Raw genomic sequence first — 25627 nt, forward strand, 5'->3', positions numbered from 1 at the left:
GTCCAAATACAAACTTGATCGCCGCATGGGCGAGAACATCTGGGGCCGTCCCAAATCGCCGGTCAACCGCCGCGAATACGGGCCGGGCCAGCACGGCCAGCGCCGCAAGGGCAAGCTGTCCGACTTCGGTGTGCAGCTTCGCGCCAAGCAGAAGCTGAAGGGTTACTACGGCGATATCCGGGAAAAGCAGTTCCGGAAAATCTACGAGGAAGCCAACCGCCGCAAGGGCGATACGCCGGAAAACCTGATCGGCCTCCTGGAATCGCGCCTTGATGCGGTCGTCTATCGTGCGAAGTTCGTTGCGACTGTTTTTGCCGCACGTCAGTTCGTCAATCACGGCCATGTCACGGTCAACGGCGTGCGCACCAATATCCCGTCCTACCGCTGCAAGCCGGGCGATGTCATCGAGATCCGCGAGAAGTCCAAGCAGCTTGCTTTTGTCCTCGAGGCAACGCAACTCGCCGAGCGGGATGTGCCGGAATATATCGAAGTCGACCACAGCAAGATGGTCGCGACCTATGTCCGCGTCCCGACACTGTCGGATGTGCCGTATCCGGTCCAGATGGAACCGAACCTCGTCGTCGAATTCTATTCACGCTGACCGGATTCGTATCGCACGCGGAACAGAGCCGTCGGGATTTCCGGCGGCTTTTTGTTTCATTCATGGCCGTGTCGCGGTACGTAGCTGCGTATCGCTCGGGACAGGAACGATTCCATGGACATGTCCGACAGCGCACCGCATGGGCAAGCATTTGAGGCCGATGCCGGTCAGCAGGACGATCATTGCCATCCGATGTTTCGGCAGGCGCCGTCTTCGGTGAGCTTCAAGAAACTGCGCAAACGCCTGTTGCGGCAAACGCGGCAGGCGATTGACGATTTCGGCATGACGGGAGATGGCAAGCCTGCGCGCTGGCTCGTCGCCCTTTCCGGCGGCAAGGATTCCTACGGCCTTCTGGCGGTCCTGCTCGATTTGAAGTGGCGCGGTCTGTTGCCGGTGGAACTCATCGCCTGCAATCTCGATCAGGGTCAGCCGAATTTCCCCAAACATATCCTGCCGGAGTTCCTCAGCCGCAACGGCGTGGCGCACCGCATCGAGTATCAGGACACCTATTCGGTGGTGACCGAAAAGCTTCCCGAAAACAGCACCTATTGTTCGCTTTGCTCGCGGCTTCGCCGTGGCCATCTTTACCGCATTGCCCGGGAGGAAAAATGCGATGCCCTGGTGCTCGGGCATCATCGCGAAGACATCCTGGAAACGTTCTTCATGAACTTCTTCCACGGCGGGCGGCTTGCGGCCATGCCGCCGAAGCTTATCAACGATGAGGGCGATGTCCTCGTCCTGCGCCCGCTTGCCTATTGCGCCGAAGACGATCTGGCGAAATTCGCCGAGGCTTTGCGCTTTCCGATCATCCCGTGCGACCTGTGCGGCTCCCAGGACGGGCTGCAGCGCAATGCGATGAAAGAGATGATCGCCGATATCGAAACCCGCATGCCGGGCCGCAAGGACACGATGATGCGGGCGCTGACGAATGTCCGCCCGTCTCATCTGCTCGACCGCAGCCTGTTTGACTTCCTTAGCCTGGACGAACAACGCACGGACCGCGCAGAAAAGATAAAATGACATTTTCCGACAGCGACATACCGGATCTCGTCGGTCTCCTGAAGACGGCGGGCGAGAAGGAAATCATGCCGCGCTTCCGCGCCATAGAAGACGGCGACATCAAGGAGAAGGAGTCGGCCTGGGACGTGGTGACCGAGGCCGATACCGCCGCGGAAGATTATCTGTCCGCCGCGCTCCGCGGCCGCTATCCCGGCGCCTTGATCGTCGGCGAAGAGGCGACCGCCGAAAATCCGGCCCTGATCGACGGGCTGGACGAGGCCGAATTCGCCTTCGTCATCGATCCGGTCGACGGGACGTATAATTTTGCGTCCGGCATGCCCACCTTCGGCACGATCCTCGCCGTTGTCGTGAACGGCGAATGCGTTGCCGGTATCATCCATTATCCGGAAGGCGGCGAGAGTGTGGTCGGCGTTGCCGGCGGCGGGAGCCGCCTGTGCGGTGCCCGGAGCGGCGGCGAACGGCCGCTGCAGGTGGCGGCTCCGACGAGCCTCGATCAGATGGTGGGAACGATCTCCTGGGGTTTTCTCAGCAAGCCGGCGCGCAGCCGGGTTGCGGGAAACCTCGCCGGTATCGGGATGCCGTTCGCCTTTCGCTGTTCCGCCTGGGAGTACCGGCTCGCGGCGACCGGCAGGGCGCACTTTGTCAGCGCGCATAATCTGATGCCGTGGGATCACCTTGCCGGCGTTCTGATTCATGCGGAGGCGGGCGGTTACACGGCCTGTCTTGACGGCTCCCCCTATCGCCCCGGTATAACCAGTGGCGGGCTGATCACGGCGACGGATCCCGAAAGCTGGTCGTTGATCCGGCGGGAGATTTTCGAACTCACATAGCGCCGGTCAAGACCGGGCAAACAGGCGGCCTTTCTCGGTCCAGACGATGATCGCCACGCCGAGCCAGCCGAAGACGGCGAAACCGGCGGCAAGCGGCACAAGTGTTCCGTCGAATGCCTGTCCGACAGCCGCGCCAAGGACGGCGCCGCCGGTGAAGCTGATAACGCCCATGACGGAGGATGCCGTGCCGGCCACATGGCCGAGCGGCTCCATCGCAAGGGCGTTGAAGTTCGGCGGCACCAGTCCGAAGGCGCCGATGATCGCCGCCATCAGCGCGTAGGCGATCGGGAAGGGCGGCGTGCCCGGCAGACAGACGATCAGCATGATTGTTCCAAGAAGCGCATAGGCGATCAGCGCACTGTGCGAGATCAGCCGCATTCCGACACGCCGCACCAGCGAGCCGTTGGCAAAATTCAGCACCGCCATAATGCCCGCATTGAGCGCGAAGGCGAAAACGAACAGCGTCCCCAGATCGTAGACCGACTGATAGATCTGCTGCGCTGAGACGACATAGGCGAACAGCCCGCCGAAACACAGGGTCGATGCAAGGGTGTACCCCATGGCCAGCCGGTTGGTGATCACCTCCTTGAACGCTCCTCCGATTGCCGCGAAGGACAGGGGAAGGCGGTTTTCCCGGGGCAGGGATTCCTGCAGGCGCAAGCCGGACCAGGAGGCCATGACCAATGCCGCCAGACCGAGAAGAATGAATATCCAGTGCCAGGATGACACGCTGATGATTGCCTGCCCCAGGGCCGGCGCCAGGATCGGCACGATCATGAATATCGTAAACGTGTAGGACATGACGCGCGCCATGTCGCGCCCGCCGAAACAGTCCCGGACAATGGCGTTGACGACGATGCGCACGGCGGCGGCGGCAACGCCCTGGGCAAGCCGGAGCGCCAGCAGGCTGGCAAAACTTGCCGCGAAGGCATTCGCGACGGCCGCGACCGCGTAAAACAGTATCGCCGGTATCAGGATCGCCTTTCGGCCGAAACGATCGGAGATCGGACCGAACAGAATCTGTGCGCAGCCAAACCCGAGCATGAAGACGGTGATCACCGCCTGGCGGTCGTTATCGTCCGTCAGAGAAAAGCTGCGGCTGATCTCCGGCAGGGCCGGCAGCATGATGTCAATCGACAGGGCGACGATGGAACTGAGCGCCGCCATCAGCATGATGAATTCGGCGAAACTCATGCCGGCACGCTCGACCATCTCGGTGCGGCGCGGCGAATCGGTGTCCTGTCGACCCGTGCCGGGTTCGCTTTTCATGTCCATGACGCTGCCTTTGGTGCGGTGTGCTGGATGGCCGGAATTCGGCCGCATGCCGTGTCGATCAGTCTGTTCGGCGGCTTTCGGACGGAATGTCGTCCGACTCAAAGCCGAACGGGCCGCATATTGGCGACCCGTTCTTGGGGTAAACCCAAACCGCTGTTTTGGCAATACCGCACGCATATGGCGCGGGGTTTGGAACAGGTCCGGAGAGCCGGGCGGAGATCAGTCCGTGTAGCCGGCGAGCCTGCCGTTGATGACGTAGTCGAGGACCCTGACGATCTGATCCGGCGTCTCAACAACGGCCAAGGCCGCCGCATCGACTTCCTTGAGCGCATGCTGATGGTCCGGGCCATGCATGACGATCAGCGCCTTGCCGAGCGCCGAGGCATAGCCGGCGTCGAACGCCGCATTCCACTGCCTGTATTTGTCGCCAAACCGGACAACCACGACGTCGGCATCGCCGATCAGCGTGCGGGTGCGGATCGCATTGACCTTGGCGCCCTTGTTGTCGTGCCAGAACTTGTCGGGTTCGGAACCGAGAATGGATACGCCGCAATCGTCCGACGCCTCGTGATGCGTGACGGGCGCGCTGAATGTGACCGGCAGATCGGCCGCCTTCACACCCGCCTCGATCTGCTCGCGCCAGTCGGTGTGAATCTCGCCCGACAGGTAGACATTCCAGTTGCGCATCAGGCGGCGCCCTTGACGGTAACGCCTTTCTCGCTCAGATGGCTCTGCAGTTCCTCGGCCTGGAACATTTCGCGGATGATGTCGCAACCGCCGACGAACTCTCCCTTGACGTAGAGTTGGGGGATGGTGGGCCAGTTCGAGTAATCCTTGATGCCCTGGCGCAGATCATCGTCGGCCAGAACATCGATGCCTTTGTATTCGACGCCGAGATAGTCGAGGATCTGCACGACCTGCCCGGAAAAACCGCATTGCGGGAAGCCGGGTGTGCCCTTCATGAAAAGCACCACGTCGCTGCCCTTGACCTCATTGTCGATAAATTCGTTGATGGCTGACATTTCAATTCCTTATGGCTGCCGGGGAAAAGGCCCGGAGTTGGCTGTCGACCCGTAAATAACTCCGATGCCGAGGGATTTCCAGTCCCCGCTTTGCAGGTCCACGGCAAAGCGGGCCCGACAGCAAAGGACCGCGGATCGCTCCGCGGTCCTTGTCGGTCACATGTGCATGACTTAGTAGTCCAGGCATGGGCCGTGTTGTCGATCGGCACGGCGGTATTGCCGGTGTTCACCGCAATGAACAGGTTCAGTCCGGGGCGCTGGTCTGGAGCGCGAGCGCGTGCAGCGCATCGCCCATATTACCTTTCAGCGCCTGATAGACCATCTGATGCTGCTGCACCCTTGTCTTGCCCCGGAAGCTATCCGAGACGACTTCGGCCGCATAGTGATCGCCATCTCCGGCAAGGTCGCGGATCGTCACCTGCGCGTCGGGGATTGCGGCCTTGATCATTTCCTCGATATCACCGGCATTCATCGGCATGGCACTCTCCCCGTAAGATTAACATCGACTGACACATTCAACCTTCGCCCGCCTGTGCGGCGGTTCCATCCATATAGTCAGGGAACCATGATTCATAGGCGTCGCGCAATTCCTCTACAGATATGGAGAGCATGCCGTCTATCGTCAAACTGTCGCCACCGACGGTGCCGAGCCGGCGAAAGGGCACGCCCGCGCCTTCGGCATTCATGCAGACGAAATTGGCGAGATCCGGCGGCAGTGTGACGATGTAGCGCGCCTGATCCTCGCCGAAAAGAAGCGCGTGCGGCGGCTCCTGCGCCGGTTCCAGGTCGATCCGCATGCCCGTTCCCGACGCGACGGCCATTTCGGCAAGGCTCAAGGCGAGCCCGCCGTCCGAGATATCGTGACAGGCGGTGAATTGAGCGTTGCGGATGGCGGAGCGGACGAAGTCGCCATTGCGTTTTTCCGCATAAAGGTCAACGGGCGGCGGCGGGCCGTCCGACTGGCCCAGGCAGTCGCGCATATAGGCCGACTGGCCGAGATGCGTTCCGTCCGCGCCCAGAAGGACGACGACGTCGCCGTCCTTCGCGCCGCCGATGGTCGCCATCTGGGACCAGTCGGGCAGGATGCCGACCCCGGCGATGGTCGGCGTCGGCAAAATAGCTTCGCCGTTTGTCTCGTTATAGAGCGAGACATTGCCCGACACGATCGGAAAGCCCAGCGCCGCGCATGCCTCGCCGACCCCTTCGATGGCCTTGACCAGTTGCCCCATGATTTCCGGGCGCTCCGGATTGCCGAAATTGAGATTGTCGGTCGCGGCGAGCGGTTCGGCGCCCGTTGCGGTCAGGTTGCGCCAGCATTCGGCGACGGCCTGCTTGCCGCCCTCGAACGGATCGGCCTCGCAATAGCGCGGCGTGACATCGGAGGAAAAGGCGAGCGCCTTGGCGGGATGGGTGTCGACCCGGACCACGCCGGCATCGCCGCCCGGCAGTTGCAGGCTGTTGCCCTGGATCAGCGTGTCATACTGCTCATAGACCCAGCGGCGGGAGGAATTGTTGGCCGAGCCGACGAGCGCCAAAAGCGCCTTGCCGTAGTCGTCCGGTTCATCAACATTGTGCGCGGGCAGCGGTGAATAAAGGCCGGTCTCGCGCCAGGGCCGGTCATATTCGGGCGCTTCGTCGCCGAGTTCCCGGATCGGCAGGTCGGCGACCTGATCGCCCTGATGGACGACGCGGAAGCGCAGATCGTCGGTCGTTTTGCCGACGACCGCGAAATCGAGGCCCCATTTTTTGAAGATGGCCTCGGCCTCGGCCTCCTTTTCGGGGCGCAGGACCATGAGCATGCGTTCCTGGCTCTCCGAAAGCATCATCTCATAGGCGCTCATGTTTTCTTCGCGAACCGGCACCTTGTCGAGATCAAGCTCGATGCCGAGCCCGCCCTTGGCGCCCATTTCAACCGCCGAACAGGTCAGGCCAGCCGCGCCCATATCCTGAATGGCGATCACGGCGCCGGAGGCCATCAGCTCGAGACAGGCTTCAAGCAGGCATTTTTCGGTAAACGGGTCGCCGACCTGCACGGTGGGGCGTTTTTCCTCGATCGACTCGTCGAATTCCGCGGAGGCCATGGTGGCGCCGCCGACACCGTCGCGTCCGGTTTTCGCCCCGAGATAGACGACGGGAAGGCCGATGCCTTCGGCTTTCGAATAGAAGATCGCATCCGTCCGGGCGAGGCCTGCCGCAAAAGCGTTGACGAGGCAATTGCCGTTGTAGCGGGCATCGAATTCGACCTCGCCGCCGACCGTCGGCACGCCGAACGCATTGCCGTAACCGCCGACACCGGCGACCACTCCGGCCACAAGATGGTGGGTTTTGGGATGTTCGGGTTCTCCGAAGCGCAGGGCGTTCATAGCGGCGATGGGGCGGGCACCCATGGTGAATACGTCGCGCAGGATGCCACCGACGCCGGTCGCCGCGCCCTGATGGGGCTCGATATAGGAGGGGTGGTTGTGGCTCTCCATCTTGAAGACGACGCAGTCGCCGTCCCCGATATCGACCACGCCGGCATTCTCGCCGGGGCCCTGGATCACCTGCGGTCCGTCCGTCGGCAGGGTGCGCAGCCATTTCTTCGAGGATTTGTAGGAGCAGTGCTCGTTCCACATCGCCGAGAAGATGCCGAGTTCGGTAAAGCTCGGCTCGCGTCCGATCAGTTCGAGAATGCGGTCATATTCGTCGGGTTTGAGACCATGCGCTTCGATGAGCTCTTGTGTGATCTGGATGTCGTTCGGAATGTTCATTTGGGCAATATCGCAGCGTTTCCAGGGTGATTGTCAGCAGGATGATCCGCCGCTGGCCCAGCGTCTCGTGTCGGCCGCGATCCGGTTGCCGGCCGATTGCGACATCAGGGGACCGTAGGCGCTGACGGTCGCCGGCTCGCCTTCGGCCTCGATAACGGCGAGGGGGCGGTCCTGCGGCCTGCCGCCCGGCACGATCAGGATACGCGGCCGGCCGGAAAAAGAGCTGAGCTCAGGGGCGAGCCGGTAGGCCCTGAACGTGCGCTGACCGCCCTTGAACCAGCATTTGTTTGCCGCAAGCGCAATGCGCTCCATGGTGGGCAGTGCCCCATCCTGCGATTGCAGGGTGATGTTTCCGGGGCCCGATGTCCGGCAGGCCGTCAACGCCGCCGCAAGGACCGGCAATGCGATCGCTATGCGGCGCGGCGCAATCCTCATGCCGCCAGTCCCAGCGCGGCGGTGAAGAGAGCCTGACCGTCCGTTCCGCCGTGGGCCGGCTCGATCAGGTTTTCCGGATGCGGCATCATGCCGAGAACGTTGCCGTCCGCATTGACGATGCCGGCGATGTCGTTGATCGATCCGTTGGGATTGGTGCCCTGCGCATAACGGAAAACAATCTGGCCCTCGTCCTCAAGTTTTTTGAGGTCGTCGGGGGCGGCAAAATAGTTTCCGTCATGGTGGGCGACGGGACAGCGGATGATTTCGCCTTTCCTGTATTGCGCGGTGAAGACCGTTTCCGCATTCGTGACTTCAAGCCTGACCTCGCGGCAGACGAATTTCAGCGAGGCGTTTCGCATCAGTGCGCCGGGAAGAAGCCCCGCTTCGACAAGGATCTGAAAGCCGTTGCACACGCCGAGGACGCGCACCCCTGCTTTTGCCTTTTGCCGCACGGCTTCCATGACCGGCATGCGCGCGGCGATCGCTCCGCAGCGCAGATAGTCGCCGTAGGAGAAGCCACCGGGTATGACGATCAGATCGACATCCGGGATTTCCGTTTCCGTTTGCCACACGGTGTGGGGCTCTTCGCCGGAAATCTTCGTCAATGCGGCAATCATATCCCGGTCGCGATTGAGGCCGGGAAGAAGAAGGACTGCTGATTTCATGTTTCCAGAATGAATTGGAGGTCTGTGTGGCCGCCTTTTAACGCATATGGGCGGCAATTGCGATAGCTGTTGCCTTGCTATCCAGTGCGGAGTATCGTCAAGATAGTTTATGTTTAAAATATTTGCCGCGCGGGCGATGGCTTGACGGGGCAGGGCGCCCGGCACCGGTGAGGGAGGTTTTATTGACCAAGGATGAAAGCCGCGTCGAAAGCAGCATGTCGCTCGATTTCGAAGGGCGCATGTCCTATGGCGACTACCTCAAGCTCGACACGCTGCTGGCCGCGCAACAGCCGCTCAGCGACAAACAGGACGAGACGCTCTTTATCATTGTCCATCATGTTCAGGAGCTCTGGCTGCGTCTGATTATCCACGAGTTGGAATTCGCCATGGGCAATCTGCGTGAAAACAAGGCGGGGCTTGCCTTCAAGGCCCTGGCGCGCGTGTCCGCGATCCAGGAGCAACTGGTGACGGCCTGGGATGTGCTGTCCACGATGACGCCGTCTGACTATATGACGTTCCGCGACCGTCTGGGCCAGGCATCGGGCTTCCAGTCCTACCAGTACAGGCTGGTTGAAATCCTGCTTGGCGCCAAGGATGGGCGGATGCTTGCGCCGCACCGCCACAGGCCGGAAATTCATGCCCGGCTTGAGGCCGCATTCAAGGGACCCAGCATTTATGACGAATCGATTGCGCTTGTCAGCCGGTCCGGTTTCGATGTTCCGCGCGATCTGCTCGAGCGTGATTTTTCCGTCAATCACGAATTCAGCGAACCGCTTCGCGACATCTGGCTTCAGGTCTACCGCGAACCGGAGCGCTATTTCGAGCTCTACGAACTGGCCGAGGAACTCGTCGATGTCGAGGACCGGTTCCAGCAATGGCGCTTCCGCCATATGAAAACGGTCGAGCGCATCATCGGCTACAAGAAAGGCACCGGCGGCTCATCCGGCGTCGGTTTCCTCAAGACCGCGCTCGAACGCACGTTCTTTCCGGAATTGTGGGCTGTCAGAACCGAGCTTTAGCCGGCGCAGTCATACGAGTTCGACGGAATAGTCCTCGATGACGGTGTTTGCCAGCAGCTTCTCGCACATGGCGGCAATATCCTTTTTCGCCCCGGCGGGATCGGCGGAGGAAAGCTCCAGGTCGAAGACCTTGCCCTGCCGGACCTGATCGACGCCTTCGAAGCCGAGCGAGCCGAGCGCACCCTCAATGGCCTTGCCCTGCGGGTCGAGCACTCCGTTTTTCAGTGTGACGGTGACGCGTGCCTTGATCACGGGCGCATTCCTCGTTTGTTCAGACCGCTATTTGACCAGGACGGGGCCGGTTCCGCGCGGCGGTTCGTTGCGGTTGACGATGCCGAGGCGTCGGGCGACTTCCTGATAGGCCTCAACCAGGCCGCCGAGGTCGCGCCGGTAGCGGTCCTTGTCCATCTTGTCCTTTGTCTCGATGTCCCACAGGCGGCAGCTGTCGGGAGAAATCTCGTCGGCAACGACAATCCGCATCATGTCGCCCTCGAACAGCCGGCCGCACTCGATCTTGAAGTCGACAAGCTGGATGCCGACGCCCAGGAAAAGGCCGGACAGGAAGTCGTTGACGCGGATCGCCAGGGCCATGATGTCGTCGATTTCCTGCGGACTTGCCCAACCGAAGGCGGTGATATGCTCCTCGGACACCATCGGATCGTCGAGCGCGTCGGCCTTGTAGTAGAACTCGATGATCGAACGCGGCAGCACCGTGCCCTCGTCAAGGCCGAGCCGTTCGGACAGGGATCCGGCGGCGACGTTGCGGACCACAACCTCAAGCGGGATGATCTCGACTTCCTTGATCAGCTGTTCGCGCATATTGACGCGTTTGATGAAATGGGTGGGGATGCCGATCCGGTTCAGGTGTTCAAAAACGAACTCGCAGATTCTGTTGTTGAGCACGCCCTTGCCCTCAACAACATCGTGCTTCTTGTTGTTGAATGCCGTGGCGTCGTCCTTGAAAAACTGGATCAGCGTGCCGGGCTCGGGGCCTTCGTAGAGAATCTTGGCTTTGCCCTCATAGATTCGGCGGCGACGGTTCATGATTTTCTCTGTTCCTGCGGCCGCCCGTTGCGGCTGCCTGTCTGGTGCGGGATTTGGCTACCATCTAGCCGAATTGACCGCATATCACAATCGCTGTTGAAGACCCTTTTGGGTGCTGATCCACCGCGTATTTGACGCTTGCGGACCGCGGCGACGAAAACGATTGTCGCAGGACGACCGGGCGAATGGCGGCGAATGCGGCAATTCCGCGCGTTTCGGGCCTGAATGTCAGGATTCGGGCGCGCGTGCCCGATTGCCCGAAAGTGCCGATTGATCTTTTCCTGGGCATTTGATTTACACATATAAGAGGAATGTTGCCTCTGTTATAAGCAACGCAGTCAAGAGAGTTATCTACGTTCGGGAGAACTGAATATGAGCGGCATGGACGAACGCAGCGACGCATATGAAAACAAATTCGCCCACGATGAGGAACTGCGGTTCAAAGCGGAAGCACGCCGTAACAAGATGCTGGGTCTTTGGGCCGCTGAACTTTTGGGCAAGGAGGGCGACGACGCCGAGGCCTATGCCAAGGAAGTTGTCCTGGCCGATTTCGAAGAGGCGGGAGACCAGGATGTTTTCCGCAAGGTCCGCAGGGATTTCGACGCGGCCGGTGTCGATCAGTCCGACCACCAGATTCGCCGGCACATGGATGAAATGATGCAGCAGGCGATCGAGCAGGTCCGCACCGAATAGCGGATCGCCCGTCCGGCCGATCGCCTCAGGGCTTGAGCTTGCTCAGGAAGCGGGCAAAGACCATCAAGCCCTCGGGCCATGGTCCAAAGCCGGATTCGGCATTGATATGGCCGGCATTTCCGGCGTCCATGAAAAGCGCACCCCAGGCCGCCGCCGCGTCATCGGCTTCGTCGAAGCCGCTGTAGGGGTCGTTGCGGCTGGCGATGACCATTGCCGGAAAAGGCAAAGGGTCGCGTGGGTAGGGTCCGAAGGTCATCAGGTGCTTGGGCCGGATTTTCGGGTTCGACACATCCGGGGGCGCAACAAGCATCGCACCGACAACCGGTTTTTCGAATTTCGGGATGGCCTGGACGACCGCCGGCACGCCGAGCGAATGCGCGACGATGACGATAGGACGCTTGCATCCGTTGACGGCAGCGGCAATGGCCGCCGTCCAATCCTCAAGTTCGGGTTTTTCCCAGCTCTTCTGCTCGACCCGGCGCGCGGTCGACAGTTTCGCCTGCCAGCGGCTTTGCCAGTGTTCCGGGCCGGAGTTCTTGTAACCCGGGACAATCAGAATGTCGGCTTCGGACGCTTTCATCGCCTGCTCGCAAATGGACGTTTGAACGGTCAGCCTTCGGTGCCGAAGACACGGGCAAATATGGTGTCGACATGCTTGGTATGGTAGCCGAGATCGAATTTTTCCCTGATCTCGTCTTCGCTGAGGGCCTTGCGCACCTCTTCGTCGGCAAGCAGTTCCTCAAGAAAATCCTTGCCTTCCTCCCAGACCTTCATGGCGTTGCGCTGAACCAGACGGTAGGCATCTTCGCGGCTGACACCGGCCTGCGTCAAAGCCAGCAGAACCCGCTGGGAATGGACAAGCCCCCTGAACTTGTCGAGGTTCGCCATCATCGTTTCGGGATAGACGACAAGCTTCTCAATGACGCCGGTCAGTCTGGCGAGGGCAAAATCCAGAGTCACCGTGGCGTCCGGGCCGATCATCCGCTCCACTGACGAGTGCGAAATATCGCGCTCGTGCCAGAGCGCCACGTTTTCCATCGCGGGCATGGCATAGGAGCGCACCATGCGCGCCAGACCGGTCAGGTTCTCGGTCAGCACCGGATTGCGCTTGTGCGGCATGGCCGACGAGCCTTTCTGGCCGGGAGAGAAATACTCCTCGGCTTCCAGGACTTCCGTGCGTTGCAGGTGCCGGATCTCGACGGAGAGCCGTTCGATGGACGAGGCAATGACGGCGAGCGTGGCAAAGTACATGGCGTGCCTGTCGCGCGGGATGACCTGGGTGGATACCGGCTCCGCCGTCAGGCCGAGCGCCTTTGCGACATGTTCCTCGACGCCCGGATCGATATTGGCGAAAGTGCCGACCGCGCCGGATATGGCGCAGGTGGCGATTTCGTCCCGCGCGGCCCTGAGCCGGTTTTGCCCGCGCTCGAATTCCGCGTAGGCCTGGGCAAGCTTCATGCCGAAGGTCGTCGGCTCGGCATGTATTCCATGACTGCGTCCGATCGTGACCGTGTCCTTGTGCTCCCACGCCCGCTTTTTGAGCGCGGCGAGAAGCTTTTCCATGTCGGCAAGCAGAATGTCCGTCGCGCGCACGAGTTGAACGTTGAAGCAGGTGTCGAGCACGTCGGACGACGTCATGCCCTGGTGCACGAAACGGGCCTCGGGGCCCACGATCTCGGCAAGATGGGTCAGGAACGCGATGACGTCATGTTTGGTGACGGCTTCGATCTCGTCGATCCGGTCGACATCGAAGGTGGCGTCGCCTGCCTTTTCCCAGATGGTTTTCGCCGCCGATTTCGGCACCACGCCGAGCTCCGCCAGCGCGTCGCACGCGTGCGCCTCGATTTCGAACCATATGCGAAACTTCGATTCGGGAGACCAGATGGCCACCATTTCAGGTCGGGAATAACGAGGGATCATGGATGATACTCACGGGTGGCGAATTCAGGGCCCGGCGCAGCGCGGCCGGCGGAGGATATGTGTGCCTGCTAGCAGAAAAAGGAGGCGATCTCAACGCATGCGTGGGGCAAGGAATATGCTGGCGGCGAACAGCGCGACGATGCCGACAGGAAAGAAGTAGCGCAGGCCGACGGCCGCGAACTGGTAGAGCGCCGCAATGATCGTCACGGCAGTCTGTTGCATCCATGCAATGGAAAAGAGCGCTTCGCTCCAATGGGCGAAAAACGTCCAGTAAAGGAGGGCGAAGAGGCTGGCGGTTATAGCGACCGTGGCGGCACACAGACAGAAGAACACGGCGGCGAACCGCACTTCGATCGGCTTGTCTCTGGAAATGAGGCGCGCAATCAGAACGGCCGGCGGAAATGCCGCCAGCCCGCCGGCGAAATAGAGCAGTGTGAGCGCGGTCCTGTGTGAGGTGAGGCCGTCGAGTGTGATTTCAAGCGAGACAGTCAGCGACAGCGCCATCGCAGCGCCCCAGGCAATGGCGCCCGATGCCAGCATCCCAAGCCGCGGTTTTCCTGTTGCATCGTCCGGCATCGTGAAAACCCCGCGGTGGCCGGGCAATTCAGGTGCGTGCGCGGTTCGCCGCTTCGCGTATGGCGGCAATGTTGGTGCGATAGGCTTCGATGGTGCCGCCCTTGAAGACCGCCGAACCGGCCACGAGCGCGTTGATCCCGGCCTTTGCGACATCGCCCGCATTGTCCTTCGTTATGCCGCCGTCGATTTCCAGATCGATCGGGCGGTCGCCGATCATCCCGCTGATGCGTTTGGCCTTGTCGAGGACGGCGGGGATCATTTTCTGTCCGCCAAATCCCGGATTGACGCTCATGACGAGAACAAGGTCGAGTTCATCGAGCACATATTCGATGACGTCTTCCGGTGTCGCCGGATTGAGCGAGACGCCTGCCTTCTTGCCCAGCGAGCGGATGGCCTGCAACGAACGGTGAAGGTGCGGCCCCGCCTCCGCATGGACCGTGATGATGTCGCAGCCGGCTTTGGCGAAGGCTTCGATATAGGGATCGCACGGGGCGATCATCAGGTGGCAATCGAAGACCGCATCGGTATGCGGCCGAACTGATTTCACGACGTCCGGGCCGAAGGTGATGTTCGGCACGAAATGGCCGTCCATGACGTCGAGATGCACCCAGTCGGCTCCGGCATCGATCACATCGCGGACCTCCTCGCCGAGGCGGGAGAAGTCTGATGCCAGGATTGACGGCGCTATCGTGATCGGACGGCTCATATCGGGCTCCGGTGCCAGGGCTGCTGGCGCGCAATTAGCATTTGCCGCAACGACGCACAATCGGTGTCAATCCTCAATCGACAGCTCACTGCCGCGGCCGTAAAGCGACTGCCAGCTTGGCAGCACATCTCCGGGTTCGGCCACCGCTTCGTAGACGCCGCGTGCGATTGCCCGGGACATGGTCGATGCCGCGACGGCGCAAAGGTCGATAAAGCCATCGACGTTGAGTGCCCGGCCGCTGGTGCCGGTCGCAAGCGAGAAAATCAAATCACCGTCATAGGCGGTGTGCGCCGGCCAGATGGCGCGTGCAAATCCATCGTGGGATGCAACAGCCAGGCGTTTGGCTTCGGCCTTGGTCAGCACCGCATCGGTTGCAATGACGGCGATGGTCGTATTGCGGCCTTCGGGATTTTCCGGCTCCCGGAACTTTATTCTCAAATCCGTCGTGCTTGCCGGCAGCGGCGAGGGAAGGCCGAGCCCGCCGAACTCCCCGGCGACTTCGAAGGGAGCAGCCCAGAAATGCGGACCGCCGCCGACATTGGCGGTTCCGACGGAATTGACCGCCACAACCGCGCCGACCGTCACGCCATTGCCCATGACGGTCGAGGCTGAACCAAGACCGCCTTTGAGTTCCGCCGTCGTCGCGCCGGCCCCCGCGCCGGCCGTTCCCGTCTTGAATTCCTTGCCGGCGCCGTTTGCCGCTTCGAAGCCCAACTCGCGATAGGGCGGATACAGATCCCAGTCCTTGTCTCCGCCATTTACGAGGTCGAACAGGATTGCCGAGGGTACGACCGGGATGACATGCGGGCCAATCTCGAAGCCGACGCGTTTTTTTCGCAGAGCCGCCTGCACTCCGGACGCGGCGTCCAGTCCGAAGGCCGAACCGCCCGAAAGGACAATGCCGTTGACGGCATCGACGGTGTTGTGCGGTTCCAGAAGATCGGTCTCCCTGGTGCCCGGCGCGCCGCCCAGAACCTGGACGGAGGCCACCGCGCTGTCCTGGCAGATGATTGCCGTCACGCCTGATTTGAGGCGCGAATCCTGCGCATTGCCGACCAGCAGGCCGTCGACATCCGTGATGAGATTGCGTTTGCCTGCCTTCATCATTGGGTCGTTCCGCCTTCGCCGGAACCGCCGCCGGCCAGATCGGCGGGAACAAAAGCGCCGTCATACCAGACCATCAATTCGAACGGATTGTCCCGGCGTTCGCCGGATTCGTCGAATTCGATCTGGCCGATCGCGGTGAAATACCGGTTGCCCGTCAGATGATCGACGAGCGGCGTGCCGGAGAGTTCCGCGGCACGTTTCGCCGCCATCAGAACCTGTCCCGCCGCATAGGCGGCGATCGTGTAGCCGCCGGCGGGAACACCCGCCCGATCGAATTGAGATACGGCGCGTGCGGCGCTCGGCAGATATCGCGCATCCGGCAGGGTCACGGCAAAGAAGCCGTCGGCAAGCGGTGGATTGCCGTCGGCGGCGTTTAATGCGTCGCCGCCCAGAAAGGTCAGATCCAGACCCGCTTCGGCGGCGTCGCGGGCGATGGTTGCGGCGTCCTGACGGTCGCCGCCGATGAAGACATGGGTTGCCCCGGAGCGCTCAAGCCGGCGCACAAGACCGAACTGGCGGTCCTGCGAAGGGCGGAAATTGTCGACGAAGATGGGGGATATGCCGATTTCTTCAAGTAAAATCCTGACGGATTCCATCAGTTCGCGCCCGTAAATCGTGCCGTCTTCCACCAGCGCCAGCGGCTTGCCGCTCCAGTCGTTGGAGATGGTGCGGGTGACCATTTTCGCTTCGTCGTCATCGCGGGGGGCCATTCTGTAAAACAGCCATCCCTGCCGGTTGGCGTCCTCGGCGACGATGGCCGAACGCACGCCGAGCGTGAGCGCGGGAATGCCCGAGGCCGACAGGACCGGCAGCGCCGACGACAGGCTCTCCATGCACAGAAAACCGATAACGGCGTCAACGCCGGCCTCGACGAAGGCACTGGCGGCATCCTGACCGCCGGCGGAATCGCAGGAATCCGGCTCTTCGAGTATCTCGGATATGGCGGCGGCGGAATTGTCCTTTAAAACTCTGATTCCCTTGAGGATTTGATCTCCGAGGATGGAGAAGTTGCCTTCCGTCGGGACAATGACGCCAATCCGCAGCCCCGGACCGTTGTCCTGTGCGGCGGAAAGTGCCGTGGCAAACGGACATGCAGCCAAAAACAGAGCGGCAAGAATTGACCTTCGTCCCAGACCCATCGGCGTCCTTTCATCCGATCAGCGTCGGCGTTTTTTCCAGCGTTATCAGATCAGCAGCCTATGACCAAGTCGAACCTGTCGAATCCGCTGCGCCGGCCCACGGCCGGATGCTGCCGGACGAGCGGGAGGCCTCTTGCCTCAAAACCGCTGTAATTCCTGCAAGGTGGTTCCAAATTGCGCAGATGTGTCTATGTAAAGCGTGCACAACCCGTGCATCGATGAGATTCTGGAGTTGGTGGGTGTTGGAGCGAAGGACGGTGCAGTCCCAGGAATACCGGGATGCGATGGCGCACTATGCCGGTCACGTCCAGTTGGTGACCACCGAGCACGGCGGCGTTCGCCGCGGCGTGACGGTAACGGCTGCCTGCTCCGTATCGGATGAACCTCCGATCGTGCTTGTGTGCCTCAACAAATCCAATCCCAACAACCGTATATTCCTGGACAGCGGCAAGTTCGCCGTGAACACGCTGGCCGAGGGACATCAGCCGATGGCCGCCTCTTTCGCCGGTTTCGACGATAGGGATGGCGAGGCGCGGTTTGCGATGGGCAGTTGGGACACGGTTTCGACCGGCAGTCCGACGCTTCGCGATGCCATGGCCGTGTTTGACTGCAATCTTGTCGAGCACAAGATCGTCGCCACACACATGGTTCTGTTCGGGAAGGTGGAAGGCTTGCGCATCGGGCCGATGCAGCCGGCGCTGTTGTTTCTGGACCGCGCCTGGCGCAGCCTGTAGCCTTTGTTCAACAGTCTCTTTCAACGATGAGAGAATCCTATTGACCAAGCAACCCAAAGCCGTTCCGGCCTCGATCGACGAAACGCTGGAACTTCTGGACAGTCAGAACTATGTGGGCAGCCGGGCGCTTGCGACCGTCCTGTTCCTGGGCCTGAAGATGGGTCGGCCCTTGTTGCTGGAGGGGGAAGCGGGTGTCGGCAAGACCGAGATCGCCAAAGTGCTCTCGGCGGCGCTGGAAAGACCCTTGATCCGCCTGCAGTGTTATGAAGGCCTCGATATCTCGACCGCTGTCTATGAGTGGAACTATCCGGCCCAGATGCTGGAAATCAGGATGTCCGAGGCGGCGGGAGATGCCGATCGCAGCGCGATTGAGAAAAACATCTTCTCCGACGACTATCTGATCCGCCGGCCCGTCCTGCAGGCCTTGTCCTCAAAGGACGGGGCTCCCGTTTTCCTGATTGACGAGCTGGACCGGACGGATGAGGCTTTCGAGGCCTATCTTCTTGAACTGCTTTCGGAATTTCAGGTCACGATCCCGGAAATCGGGGTCATCAAGGCCGACGAGCCGCCTATCGTCATCATCACGACGAACAGGACCCGTGAGATTCACGACGCGCTGAAACGGCGCTGTCTCTATCATTGGGTCGACTATCCCGATGCGGAGGCGGAACTGGAGATTGTCCGGCGCAAGGTTCCGGGCTGCAACGAGGCGCTGTCCCGCGAGCTTGTCGGCTATGTGCAGAAGCTCAGGAAGCTCGATCTGTTCAAGAATCCAGGCGTTGCCGAAACGATCGACTGGGCAACGGCGCTGACCGAGCTTGACAGCGTCGCGCTGGATCCCGAGACGATCTCGGACACGATCGGCACGCTGTTGAAGTATCAGGACGATATTGCCCGCATCGAGGAGGGCGAGGGGCGCAGGCTGCTCGAGGAACTGAGATCCGAGCTGGCGACGGCCTGAACGCCGGGAATGGAGACCGAAGCTGGCCACGCAAACCGATATTGACGGCAACAGCCAACACGGGCGGCTGGCGGATAACATCGTCTATTTCGCCCGCGCGTTGCGCCGCGCCGGCATGCGTGTCGGCCCGGCGGCCGTGACCGACGCGGTGGAGGCCGTGAAGGTCGCAGGCATCGGTTCGCGCGACGATTTCTACTGGACCCTGCATTCGATTTTCGTCAATCGGCACGAGGACCATGCGGTCTTTGACGAGGCTTTCCGGCTTTTCTGGCGGTCGCGCGATCTGGTGGAAAAGATGATCGCCATGTTTTCGCCCGTTGCCCCGGAGCGGCGTGAAAAGGAAAGGCAAAGAAGCGGGCAGACCCGCGCGAGCCAGGCTTTTCAGAACCGTGATGAACGGCGGCCGCAAAAGGATGAACCCGAGATAGAGGTCGACGCGCGTTTTACCAGTTCGGCCAACGAGGTTCTGCGCAAGACGGATTTCGCGCAAATGACCGCCGAGGAGATCGCGCAGGCCAAACAGGCGCTTTCGCAATTGCTGCTTCCGGACGACCGGGTCGTCACCCGCCGCTACCGCCCCAGCCGCACCAGCGCGAAGATCGATCCGCGCGCCACGATGCGCACCGCCCTGAAGACGGGCGGCGGGCTGATCCTGCCGCGTTTCCGCCGGCCGAAGACCGTTCATCCGCCGATTGTCGTCCTTGCCGATATCTCCGGTTCGATGAGCCAGTACACGCGCATATTCCTGCATTTCCTGCATGCGCTGACCGAGAAAAGGCGGCGCGTTCACACCTTCCTTTTCGGCACGCGCCTGACCAACGTGACCCGGCAGATGCGCCACCGTGACCCGGACGAAGCGCTGGAAGAGTGTTCCGCCGCCGTTCTGGACTGGTCGGGGGGCACGCGGATATCGGACACGCTGGCCGAGTTCAACCGGCTCTGGTCGCGCCGGGTCCTGTCGCAGGGAGCGATTGTCCTGCTGATCAGCGACGGCCTTGAACGCGAGAGTGTGGACGACCTGCCGCTGCAGATGGAAAGGCTGCAAAAATCCTGCCGCCGGCTTATCTGGCTCAATCCGCTCCTGCGCTTTGAAGGTTTCGAGGCGAGGGCCATGGGTGTGCGGGCCATGCTGCCGCATGTTGACGAGTTCCGTCCTGTGCACAATCTTGAAGCCTTGTCGGATCTTGTTTCTGCACTCGACGGAGCAAAGAGCAGGCAAAGTGATCCGCGGCGCTTTCTTGCGGGCGCCGGATACTGACGTTGGAGGTTTTGCCATGGCTGAATCAGTGGAACAACTCGATCCGCTTGCGGTCGCGGAGCGCTGGGCCGGGGAGGGCCGCGATGTAGCGGTTGCGACGGTTGTCGATACCTGGGGCTCGGCGCCGCGTCCGGTCGGCAGTCATCTCGTGATCGACGCCGACGGCAATTTTCACGGCTCGGTCTCGGGCGGCTGTGTCGAAGGCGCCGTGGTCAGCGAGGCCATGGACATCATGTCGGGCGGCGCGCCGCGCATGCTCGAATTCGGCGTCGCCAATGAAACCGCGTGGGAGGTCGGCCTGTCCTGCGGCGGCCGCATCCGTGTCTTTGTCGAGAAACTGGGGTAGCGCTTGGATATCGATCTGCTCGCTCAACTGAATGCAGAACGGGCCGCCCGCCGCGCGGCGGTGCTGGTGACCGATCTCTCCGACGGCAGCAACCGGCTTGTCAAAGAGGGTGAGGCGGCCCCCGGATCGCTCGGGCCGGCCGTCGAACGGGCCTTCCGGACCGGGAAATCGACCACAGTCGAAACCGATGGGCGGGAATATTTCATCAACGCTCATTTGCCGCCGCCGAGGCTTGTCATGATCGGCGCGGTCCATATCTCGCAGGCGCTGGCGCCGATGGCGCAAATCGCCGGGTTCGACATGAGGGTCATTGACCCGAGAACCGCCTTTGCGACGGCGGAACGTTTTGAGGGCGTCGATCTTCAGGCCGAGTGGCCGGACGAAGCGCTGGAGGCGCGCCCGCTCGATCCGTTCACCGCGCTTGCCGCCGTCACACATGATCCGAAGATAGACGACGGCGCGCTGAAGGCGGCGCTGGATGCCGGGTGTTTTTACGTCGGCGCGCTCGGCAGCAGAAAAACCCATGCGAAACGTGTTGCACGGCTCTCGGAGCTTGGCGTCGAAGACGCCATGATCGCGCGGATCGCATCTCCGATCGGGCTGGACATCGGCGCCTCGAGCCCGCAGGAAATCGCCGTCGCGATCCTTGCCGAGGTCATTGCGGCGTTGCGCAAGAGAAAGGTGGCAGCCCATTGAAATTCGGACCCGTCAGGACATCGGAAGCGGTCGGCTGCGTGCTGGCGCACTCGCTCGCGGCCGGAAAGGTGCGTCTGAAGAAGGGGCGGGTGCTCTCGGCCGACGACATTTCCGCGTTGCAGGCCGAACAGGTCGAAAAGGTTGTCGTCGCCCGGCTGGAGCCCGATGATATCGGTGAGGACCGTGCCGCCGAGACGCTGGCCGCAGCGCTTGCGGCGACGCAGATAAGGGCCGGCAAAGCGGCCACCGGGCGGGTCAATCTGTTTGCCGTCACGAACGGCCTGTTTTGCGCCGATGCCGACATGGTCAACCGCTTCAACCGTATTGACCCGGCCATTACGCTGGCGACCATCGCCGACCATTCACAGGTGAGCGCCGGTGAAATGGTGGCGACCATCAAGATCATTCCGCTCGCGGTGTCCGGGCAAAGTCTGGATGCGGCGGTCGACGCGATATCGAAACCGCATATTCTTGCGCTGCGGCCGTTCCGCAAGGCGCGTGTCGGCCTCGTCGCGACGACATTGCCGTCGCTGAAGAGCTCCGTCATGGACAAGACGGCGCGGCTCCTGCAGGCGCGCCTTGATGCGTCGGAGAGCGTTCTGGCGGCCGAAAGGCGCGTGCCGCACGACGCCGCCGCCGTGGCCGGGGCGGTTTCCGACATCAAGACGCAGTGCGATGTGATCGTGGCGTTCGGCGCCTCGGCGATTGTCGATGGACAGGACGTTATTCCGGCAGGCATCCGGCTCGCTGGCGGCGGCGTCGATCATGTGGGCATGCCTGTCGACCCGGGAAACCTTCTTGTTCTTGGACATGTGGGTCCGGTACCCGTCATCGGCGCGCCCGGATGCGCGCGCAGTCCGAAGGAAAACGGCTTCGACTGGGTGCTGGCGCGCATCCTGGCGGGTCAGACACCGTCACCGGATGCAATCATGTCCATGGGGGTCGGCGGGCTGCTGAAGGAAATTCCAAGCCGGCCGCAACCGCGGCTTAAGGGAGACAGCGCCGGCAAGGCCGATCTTCCGGTGGAAGTCGTCGTGCTTGCGGCCGGGCGGGCCAGCCGTATGGGAGGGGCCCTGGAAGGACAAGCCCCGCATAAGCTGCTGGCGGAGTTCGACGGTGTGCCCCTGTTGCGCAAATCATGCCAGACGGCGCTGGCAAGCAAGGCTTCTGCCGTCACCGTGGTCGTCGGATATCGCGGCCAGGATATGTCCGCCGTTCTGGACGGCCTTGACGTGACCATCGCGCAGAATCCGGATTTCGAGGAAGGGATGGCATCGTCGCTGCGCTGCGGTGTGGCCTCGCTCGGCGATCGCAGTGCCGGCGCATTGATCATCCTGGCCGACATGCCGGCGATCGAGGCCGGGCATCTGGACGCGCTCATAACGGCGTTCAACAAGGCCGGCGGCGACGCGGTCATCCGCGCGGCAAGCGGTCAGGTGAGGGGCAATCCGGTCTTGCTGCCTCGCGCGACATTCGATGCCGTCATGCGCCTCGAAGGTGATACCGGTGCGCGTCAGATCGTTGCCGGTAGCGGCCTGAAAATCGTCGATGTCGATATCGGAGATGCCGCTCTGGTCGATGTCGATACGCGGCAGGCCGTTATTGACGCCGGCGGCGTCCTCAAGAACTGACCTGGGCCGCGGCCGCGAGCCCGCGATCGATATCGCTCAGAAGGTCAGCGGCATCCTCAAGGCCGATCTGCAGACGCAAAACGGGGCCCGTGTCCGGACCTTTGGCGATCGTGCGGTCCGCAAGCGAAACCTGCACCGCCAGGCTTTCATAGCCTCCCCAGGAATATCCCAGGCCGAAAATCTCCAGCGCGTCCAGAAACGCATGTGCTTTCCCGCGCTGCAGGTCGCGTGACGGCCCGCCGTCAAGCACGATCGAAAAAAGCCCGCTCGAGCCTTTGAAATCGCGTTTCCAGAGCGCATGGCCGGGGAAATCGGGAAGGGCGGGATGCAGGACATCGGTGACACCGGGTCGCCCTTGCAGTTCCCGCGCTATTTCAAGTGCCGAGCTCTGATGGCGTTCCAGTCTCACACCCATTGTGCGCAGTCCGCGAAGAACCTGGTAGCAGTCGTCCGGATTACCGCAGGCGCCGATTGAGGTGTAGCCGTCCTGCACGCCCTGCCAGCAGCGCTCATTGGCGGAAACCAGGCCGAGAAGCACATCGGCGTGCCCGCCCGGATATTTCGTGGCGGCATGGATGCTGATGTCGACACCGAAATCGAGCGGCCGGAAATAGAGCGGCGTTGCCCAGGTGTTGTCCATCATGACGATCGCGCCATGTCTGCGCGCGACTGCCGCAACTGCCGGGATGTCCTGTATCTCCATCGTGTTGGAGCCAGGCGATTCGGTAAACACAACCTTCGTATTGGGCTTAATGAGCGCCTCGATCCCGGCGCCGGCGAGCGGGTCGTAATAGGAGATCTCGATGCCGAGACGGCGCAGCATCGTGTCGCAGAAGCGGCGGGTCGGAAAATAGACGGAATCGACCACGAGCATATGGTCTCCCGCATCGAGGAAGGACAGCAGCGGCACCGTTACGGCGGCAAGGCCGGAAGGAACGATAATGGTGCCGGCCGATCCCTCCAGCTCGTTGATCGCGTTCGCGAGGGCGTCGGATGTCGGCGTGCCGTGGGTGCCGTAGGTATATTTCTGATCGCCGCTCGCCATGGTTGCGGCATCCGGGAACAACACCGTGGACGCCCGGGCAATTGGAGGATTGACAAAACCGTGAAATTCCAGCGGGTCGTTGCCGCTATGGGCAAGCCTCGTATTGTCGCCCCATTTCGACCGGTTGTCTGACTGTGTCATTGTTTTTCCTGCTATGTCTGTTTTGGCATGCCGGTTTACACCGTCGTCTGAAGGAGTTCAAAGGCCTGGCGGGTCACGGTCCGGGAAAAATTGGAAATTATGCCCAAATTGTCCTGCAACTTCGGCGCGTTTAACCAAAACCGGCAGGAATCGTCATATTTTGGATATATGGGCTTGATCCCACGCTAGAATTCGGAATGTAATAGCCATGTCGAGAACGTGCTTAAGAATAGCGGTATATTAACGCTGCATAGCGATCGCGTTCTCCGGGAGTGACAATACAGGGCAATCGAAAAGGTTATACAAATGACAAGAAAGATCCTGTCGGCAATCGTCGGCACAGCGGTATTGAGTCTTGCAGCCGGTACCGCATCGGCGGCGACTCTCGATGAAGTCAAATCGAAAGACTCGCTGCAATGCGGCGTGAGCCAGGGCCTGCCCGGGTTTTCCAATCCGGATCAGGACGGAAATTGGACCGGACTCGACGTTGATTTCTGCCGCGCTGTGGCCGCCGCTGTCTTCGGCGACGCGACGAAGGTGAAATTCACGCCACTGTCCGCCAAAGAGCGCTTTACCGCTCTGCAGTCGGGCGACATCGATGTTCTTTCGCGCAACACGACGTGGACCATGAGCCGCGACACGGCACTCGGTCTGAACTTCTCCGTCGTCAACTACTATGACGGACAGGGCTTCATGGTTCGCAAGGACATGGGCATCAATTCGGCTCTTGAGCTTTCCGGCGCGTCCATCTGCACGCAGACCGGCACGACCACGGAGCTGAACGTCGCGGACTATTTCCGGTCCAACAACATGGACTACGAACTGGTCGCATTTGAAAAGAACGACGAAGTGGTCGCGGCTTATGATGCCGGACGCTGCGATGTCTTCACCACCGACCAGTCGGGCCTTTATGCGAACCGTCTGAAGCTTGCGGAGCCGGATGCACACGTCGTGCTGCCGGAGATCATCTCCAAGGAGCCGCTTGGCCCGGCGGTTCGTCAGGGTGACGATCAGTGGCTGAACATCATCAAGTGGACGCATTTCGCAATGCTGAACGCCGAACAGCTCGGCATCACATCCGAAAATCTCGATGAGATGAAAAACAGCGACAACCCGTCGATCAAGCGTCTGCTTGGCACCGAGGGTGAGTTCGGTGGCGCCATCGGCCTCAGCAACGACTGGGCCTACAACATCATCAAGGAAGTCGGCAACTATGCCGAGGTATTCAACCGCAATGTCGGCCCGGACACACCATTGGCAATTGCCCGTGGTCTGAACGCCCAGTGGAACCAGGGCGGCCTGCAATACGGCCCCCCGATCCGCTAAAACAATATGTGCCCGGCTTTCTGACGATCGCCGGGCACATTGCTTACATAATGAATGAATCCGCCGGCAAGGCGGGCGTGGGGAATTGACAGGCCCGGCCGCGGAGAAGTCCTCGAGGCGCGGGTAGGAGATCAAACAATGGCTATGCAAGACGTTTCGCAGGGCGTCGGCCAGCCGAAGGTTGCTTTATTCAATGATCCGAAGGTGCGTGGCTGGGTCTACCAGATCGTGCTGCTGGTGATCATCGCATATCTGGCCGTTGTCGGCGTCCAGAACATGTTCGCAAACCTTGCGGCGCAGAACATTGCTTCCGGTTTCGGATTTATCGACCGAAATGCGGGCTTCGCCATCAGCCAATCGCTGATCGAATACAACCAGGCGGAATCGAGTTACGGCCGCGTCTATCTTGTCGGCCTGCTCAACACCATATCGGTCGCATTCGTCGGAATAATCGTTGCGACAATCCTCGGCTTCCTTATCGGGATCGCCAGACTTTCGCAAAACTACATCATCCGTCTCGTGGCTTCGGTCTATGTGGAAGTCTTCCGCAATATTCCCCTGCTGCTGCACATCTTCATCTGGTATTTCGGTGTGTTGCGTCTGTTGCCGGGCGCCAGGGAGGGCCTTGAGCTCGGTGCACTCGGCATGATCAACATTCGCGGCTGGTTTGCGCCAAAACCCATTCCG

29 protein-coding genes are annotated in these 25627 nt (G+C 61.3%); 13 read left to right on the plus strand and 16 right to left on the minus strand.

The window, feature by feature from the left end:
• From rpsD to AC5E6N_RS13510, 3 genes are all read left to right on the plus strand, one after another.
• Positions 1–601, plus strand: a 601-nt coding sequence (rpsD, locus tag AC5E6N_RS13500) for a 30S ribosomal protein S4 (RefSeq protein ID WP_491748295.1), incomplete at its 5' end; no start/stop codon positions are given.
• A 120-nt stretch (positions 602–721) separates the two neighbouring features.
• Positions 722–1621: a tRNA 2-thiocytidine(32) synthetase TtcA gene (ttcA, locus tag AC5E6N_RS13505; protein WP_491748321.1), complete on the plus strand. Its 900-nt coding sequence runs from the start codon at positions 722–724 to the stop codon at positions 1619–1621.
• Entirely contained in the window at positions 1618–2451 is an 834-nt protein-coding gene (locus AC5E6N_RS13510) for an inositol monophosphatase family protein (RefSeq protein WP_491748296.1), read from the plus strand. The genes ttcA and AC5E6N_RS13510 overlap by 4 nt, the downstream gene beginning before the upstream one ends.
• A 6-nt stretch (positions 2452–2457) precedes the next feature.
• Here the strand turns inward: AC5E6N_RS13510 and AC5E6N_RS13515 are convergent, their stop codons facing one another.
• The 7 genes from AC5E6N_RS13515 to purQ form a co-directional block, all read right to left on the minus strand.
• Positions 2458–3726 carry a multidrug effflux MFS transporter gene (locus tag AC5E6N_RS13515; RefSeq protein ID WP_491748297.1) on the minus strand — a complete coding sequence of 423 codons (1269 nt, stop codon included), beginning with the start codon at positions 3724–3726 and terminating at the stop codon, positions 2458–2460.
• 219 nt (positions 3727–3945) lie between these two features.
• Positions 3946–4413, minus strand: a complete 468-nt coding sequence (locus AC5E6N_RS13520; protein ID WP_491748298.1) for a YtoQ family protein — start codon at positions 4411–4413, stop codon at positions 3946–3948.
• Complete coding sequence (gene grxD / locus AC5E6N_RS13525; protein ID WP_491689020.1) at positions 4413–4748, minus strand: Grx4 family monothiol glutaredoxin; 336 nt, start codon at positions 4746–4748, stop codon at positions 4413–4415. The genes AC5E6N_RS13520 and grxD overlap by 1 nt, the downstream gene beginning before the upstream one ends.
• Before the next feature lie 244 nt (positions 4749–4992).
• Positions 4993–5226 carry a BolA family protein gene (locus tag AC5E6N_RS13530; RefSeq protein ID WP_491748299.1) on the minus strand — a complete coding sequence of 78 codons (234 nt, stop codon included), beginning with the start codon at positions 5224–5226 and terminating at the stop codon, positions 4993–4995.
• 37 nt (positions 5227–5263) lie between these two features.
• Positions 5264–7498, minus strand: a complete 2235-nt coding sequence (gene purL, locus AC5E6N_RS13535) for a phosphoribosylformylglycinamidine synthase subunit PurL (protein ID WP_491748300.1) — start codon at positions 7496–7498, stop codon at positions 5264–5266.
• 33 nt (positions 7499–7531) lie between these two features.
• Entirely contained in the window at positions 7532–7933 is a 402-nt protein-coding gene (locus tag AC5E6N_RS13540; RefSeq protein ID WP_491748301.1) for a hypothetical protein, read from the minus strand.
• Positions 7930–8598 (minus strand): phosphoribosylformylglycinamidine synthase subunit PurQ, encoded by a 669-nt coding sequence (gene purQ / locus AC5E6N_RS13545; RefSeq protein ID WP_491748302.1) that lies wholly within the window; start codon positions 8596–8598, stop codon positions 7930–7932. The genes AC5E6N_RS13540 and purQ overlap by 4 nt, the downstream gene beginning before the upstream one ends.
• Positions 8599–8813: 215 nt before the next feature.
• Between purQ and kynA the strand changes: the two genes are divergently transcribed.
• Positions 8814–9617 carry a tryptophan 2,3-dioxygenase gene (kynA, locus tag AC5E6N_RS13550; RefSeq protein ID WP_491748322.1) on the plus strand — a complete coding sequence of 268 codons (804 nt, stop codon included), beginning with the start codon at positions 8814–8816 and terminating at the stop codon, positions 9615–9617.
• Positions 9618–9626: 9 nt separating this feature from the next.
• On the opposite strand, the gene purS is transcribed toward kynA, so the two are convergent.
• Positions 9627–9869, minus strand: a complete 243-nt coding sequence (purS, locus tag AC5E6N_RS13555) for a phosphoribosylformylglycinamidine synthase subunit PurS (protein ID WP_491748303.1) — start codon at positions 9867–9869, stop codon at positions 9627–9629.
• 27 nt (positions 9870–9896) lie between these two features.
• Positions 9897–10661 carry a phosphoribosylaminoimidazolesuccinocarboxamide synthase gene (gene purC, locus AC5E6N_RS13560; RefSeq protein ID WP_491748304.1) on the minus strand — a complete coding sequence of 255 codons (765 nt, stop codon included), beginning with the start codon at positions 10659–10661 and terminating at the stop codon, positions 9897–9899.
• A 372-nt stretch (positions 10662–11033) separates the two neighbouring features.
• Between purC and AC5E6N_RS13565 the strand changes: the two genes are divergently transcribed.
• Entirely contained in the window at positions 11034–11354 is a 321-nt protein-coding gene (locus tag AC5E6N_RS13565; protein ID WP_491748305.1) for a DUF1476 domain-containing protein, read from the plus strand.
• Between the two features lie 25 nt (positions 11355–11379).
• On the opposite strand, the gene AC5E6N_RS13570 is transcribed toward AC5E6N_RS13565, so the two are convergent.
• The 6 genes from AC5E6N_RS13570 to AC5E6N_RS13595 form a co-directional block, all read right to left on the minus strand.
• Entirely contained in the window at positions 11380–11934 is a 555-nt protein-coding gene (locus AC5E6N_RS13570) for an RBBP9/YdeN family alpha/beta hydrolase (protein WP_491748306.1), read from the minus strand.
• Between the two features lie 29 nt (positions 11935–11963).
• Positions 11964–13274: an adenylosuccinate lyase gene (gene purB, locus AC5E6N_RS13575; RefSeq protein ID WP_491748307.1), complete on the minus strand. Its 1311-nt coding sequence runs from the start codon at positions 13272–13274 to the stop codon at positions 11964–11966.
• 90 nt (positions 13275–13364) lie between these two features.
• Positions 13365–13850 (minus strand): hypothetical protein, encoded by a 486-nt coding sequence (locus AC5E6N_RS13580; RefSeq protein ID WP_491748308.1) that lies wholly within the window; start codon positions 13848–13850, stop codon positions 13365–13367.
• Between the two features lie 28 nt (positions 13851–13878).
• On the minus strand, positions 13879–14556 hold the full coding sequence (rpe, locus tag AC5E6N_RS13585) for a ribulose-phosphate 3-epimerase (protein WP_491748309.1): 678 nt from the start codon (positions 14554–14556) through the stop codon (positions 13879–13881).
• Positions 14557–14622: 66 nt separating this feature from the next.
• A complete protein-coding gene (locus tag AC5E6N_RS13590; protein WP_491748310.1) occupies positions 14623–15663 on the minus strand; it encodes a P1 family peptidase in 1041 nt (346 codons plus the stop codon).
• Positions 15660–16802 (minus strand): branched-chain amino acid ABC transporter substrate-binding protein, encoded by a 1143-nt coding sequence (locus tag AC5E6N_RS13595; RefSeq protein WP_491748311.1) that lies wholly within the window; start codon positions 16800–16802, stop codon positions 15660–15662. Before AC5E6N_RS13595 ends, AC5E6N_RS13590 begins: the two co-directional genes overlap by 4 nt.
• 257 nt (positions 16803–17059) lie before the next feature.
• Here AC5E6N_RS13595 and AC5E6N_RS13600 point away from each other — a divergent pair, with 257 nt between their 5' ends.
• From AC5E6N_RS13600 to AC5E6N_RS13625, 6 genes are all read left to right on the plus strand, one after another.
• Positions 17060–17536 carry a flavin reductase gene (locus tag AC5E6N_RS13600; RefSeq protein ID WP_491748312.1) on the plus strand — a complete coding sequence of 159 codons (477 nt, stop codon included), beginning with the start codon at positions 17060–17062 and terminating at the stop codon, positions 17534–17536.
• 40 nt (positions 17537–17576) lie between these two features.
• Entirely contained in the window at positions 17577–18497 is a 921-nt protein-coding gene (locus AC5E6N_RS13605; protein ID WP_491748313.1) for an AAA family ATPase, read from the plus strand.
• A gap of 115 nt (positions 18498–18612) precedes the next feature.
• Positions 18613–19755, plus strand: a complete 1143-nt coding sequence (locus AC5E6N_RS13610; RefSeq protein WP_491748314.1) for a vWA domain-containing protein — start codon at positions 18613–18615, stop codon at positions 19753–19755.
• A gap of 16 nt (positions 19756–19771) precedes the next feature.
• Positions 19772–20101, plus strand: a complete 330-nt coding sequence (locus AC5E6N_RS13615) for an XdhC family protein (RefSeq protein ID WP_491748315.1) — start codon at positions 19772–19774, stop codon at positions 20099–20101.
• A gap of 3 nt (positions 20102–20104) precedes the next feature.
• Positions 20105–20797 (plus strand): XdhC family protein, encoded by a 693-nt coding sequence (locus tag AC5E6N_RS13620; RefSeq protein ID WP_491748316.1) that lies wholly within the window; start codon positions 20105–20107, stop codon positions 20795–20797.
• The gene (locus AC5E6N_RS13625; RefSeq protein WP_491748317.1) at positions 20794–22428 is read left to right on the plus strand and encodes an NTP transferase domain-containing protein; all 1635 of its coding nucleotides are present in this window, start codon (positions 20794–20796) and stop codon (positions 22426–22428) included. The genes AC5E6N_RS13620 and AC5E6N_RS13625 overlap by 4 nt, the downstream gene beginning before the upstream one ends.
• Here the strand turns inward: AC5E6N_RS13625 and AC5E6N_RS13630 are convergent.
• Complete coding sequence (locus AC5E6N_RS13630; protein ID WP_491748318.1) at positions 22418–23614, minus strand: cystathionine beta-lyase; 1197 nt, start codon at positions 23612–23614, stop codon at positions 22418–22420. The two genes, AC5E6N_RS13625 and AC5E6N_RS13630, sit on opposite strands and share 11 nt — an antisense overlap.
• A 306-nt stretch (positions 23615–23920) precedes the next feature.
• On the opposite strand from AC5E6N_RS13630, the gene AC5E6N_RS13635 reads away from it, so the two are divergent.
• Complete coding sequence (locus tag AC5E6N_RS13635; RefSeq protein ID WP_491748319.1) at positions 23921–24940, plus strand: amino acid ABC transporter substrate-binding protein; 1020 nt, start codon at positions 23921–23923, stop codon at positions 24938–24940.
• A 138-nt stretch (positions 24941–25078) separates the two neighbouring features.
• A partial coding sequence (locus AC5E6N_RS13640) for an ABC transporter permease subunit (protein ID WP_491748320.1) occupies positions 25079–25627 on the plus strand: 549 nt, incomplete at its 3' end.

Source organism: Hoeflea sp. (assembly GCF_984452065.1).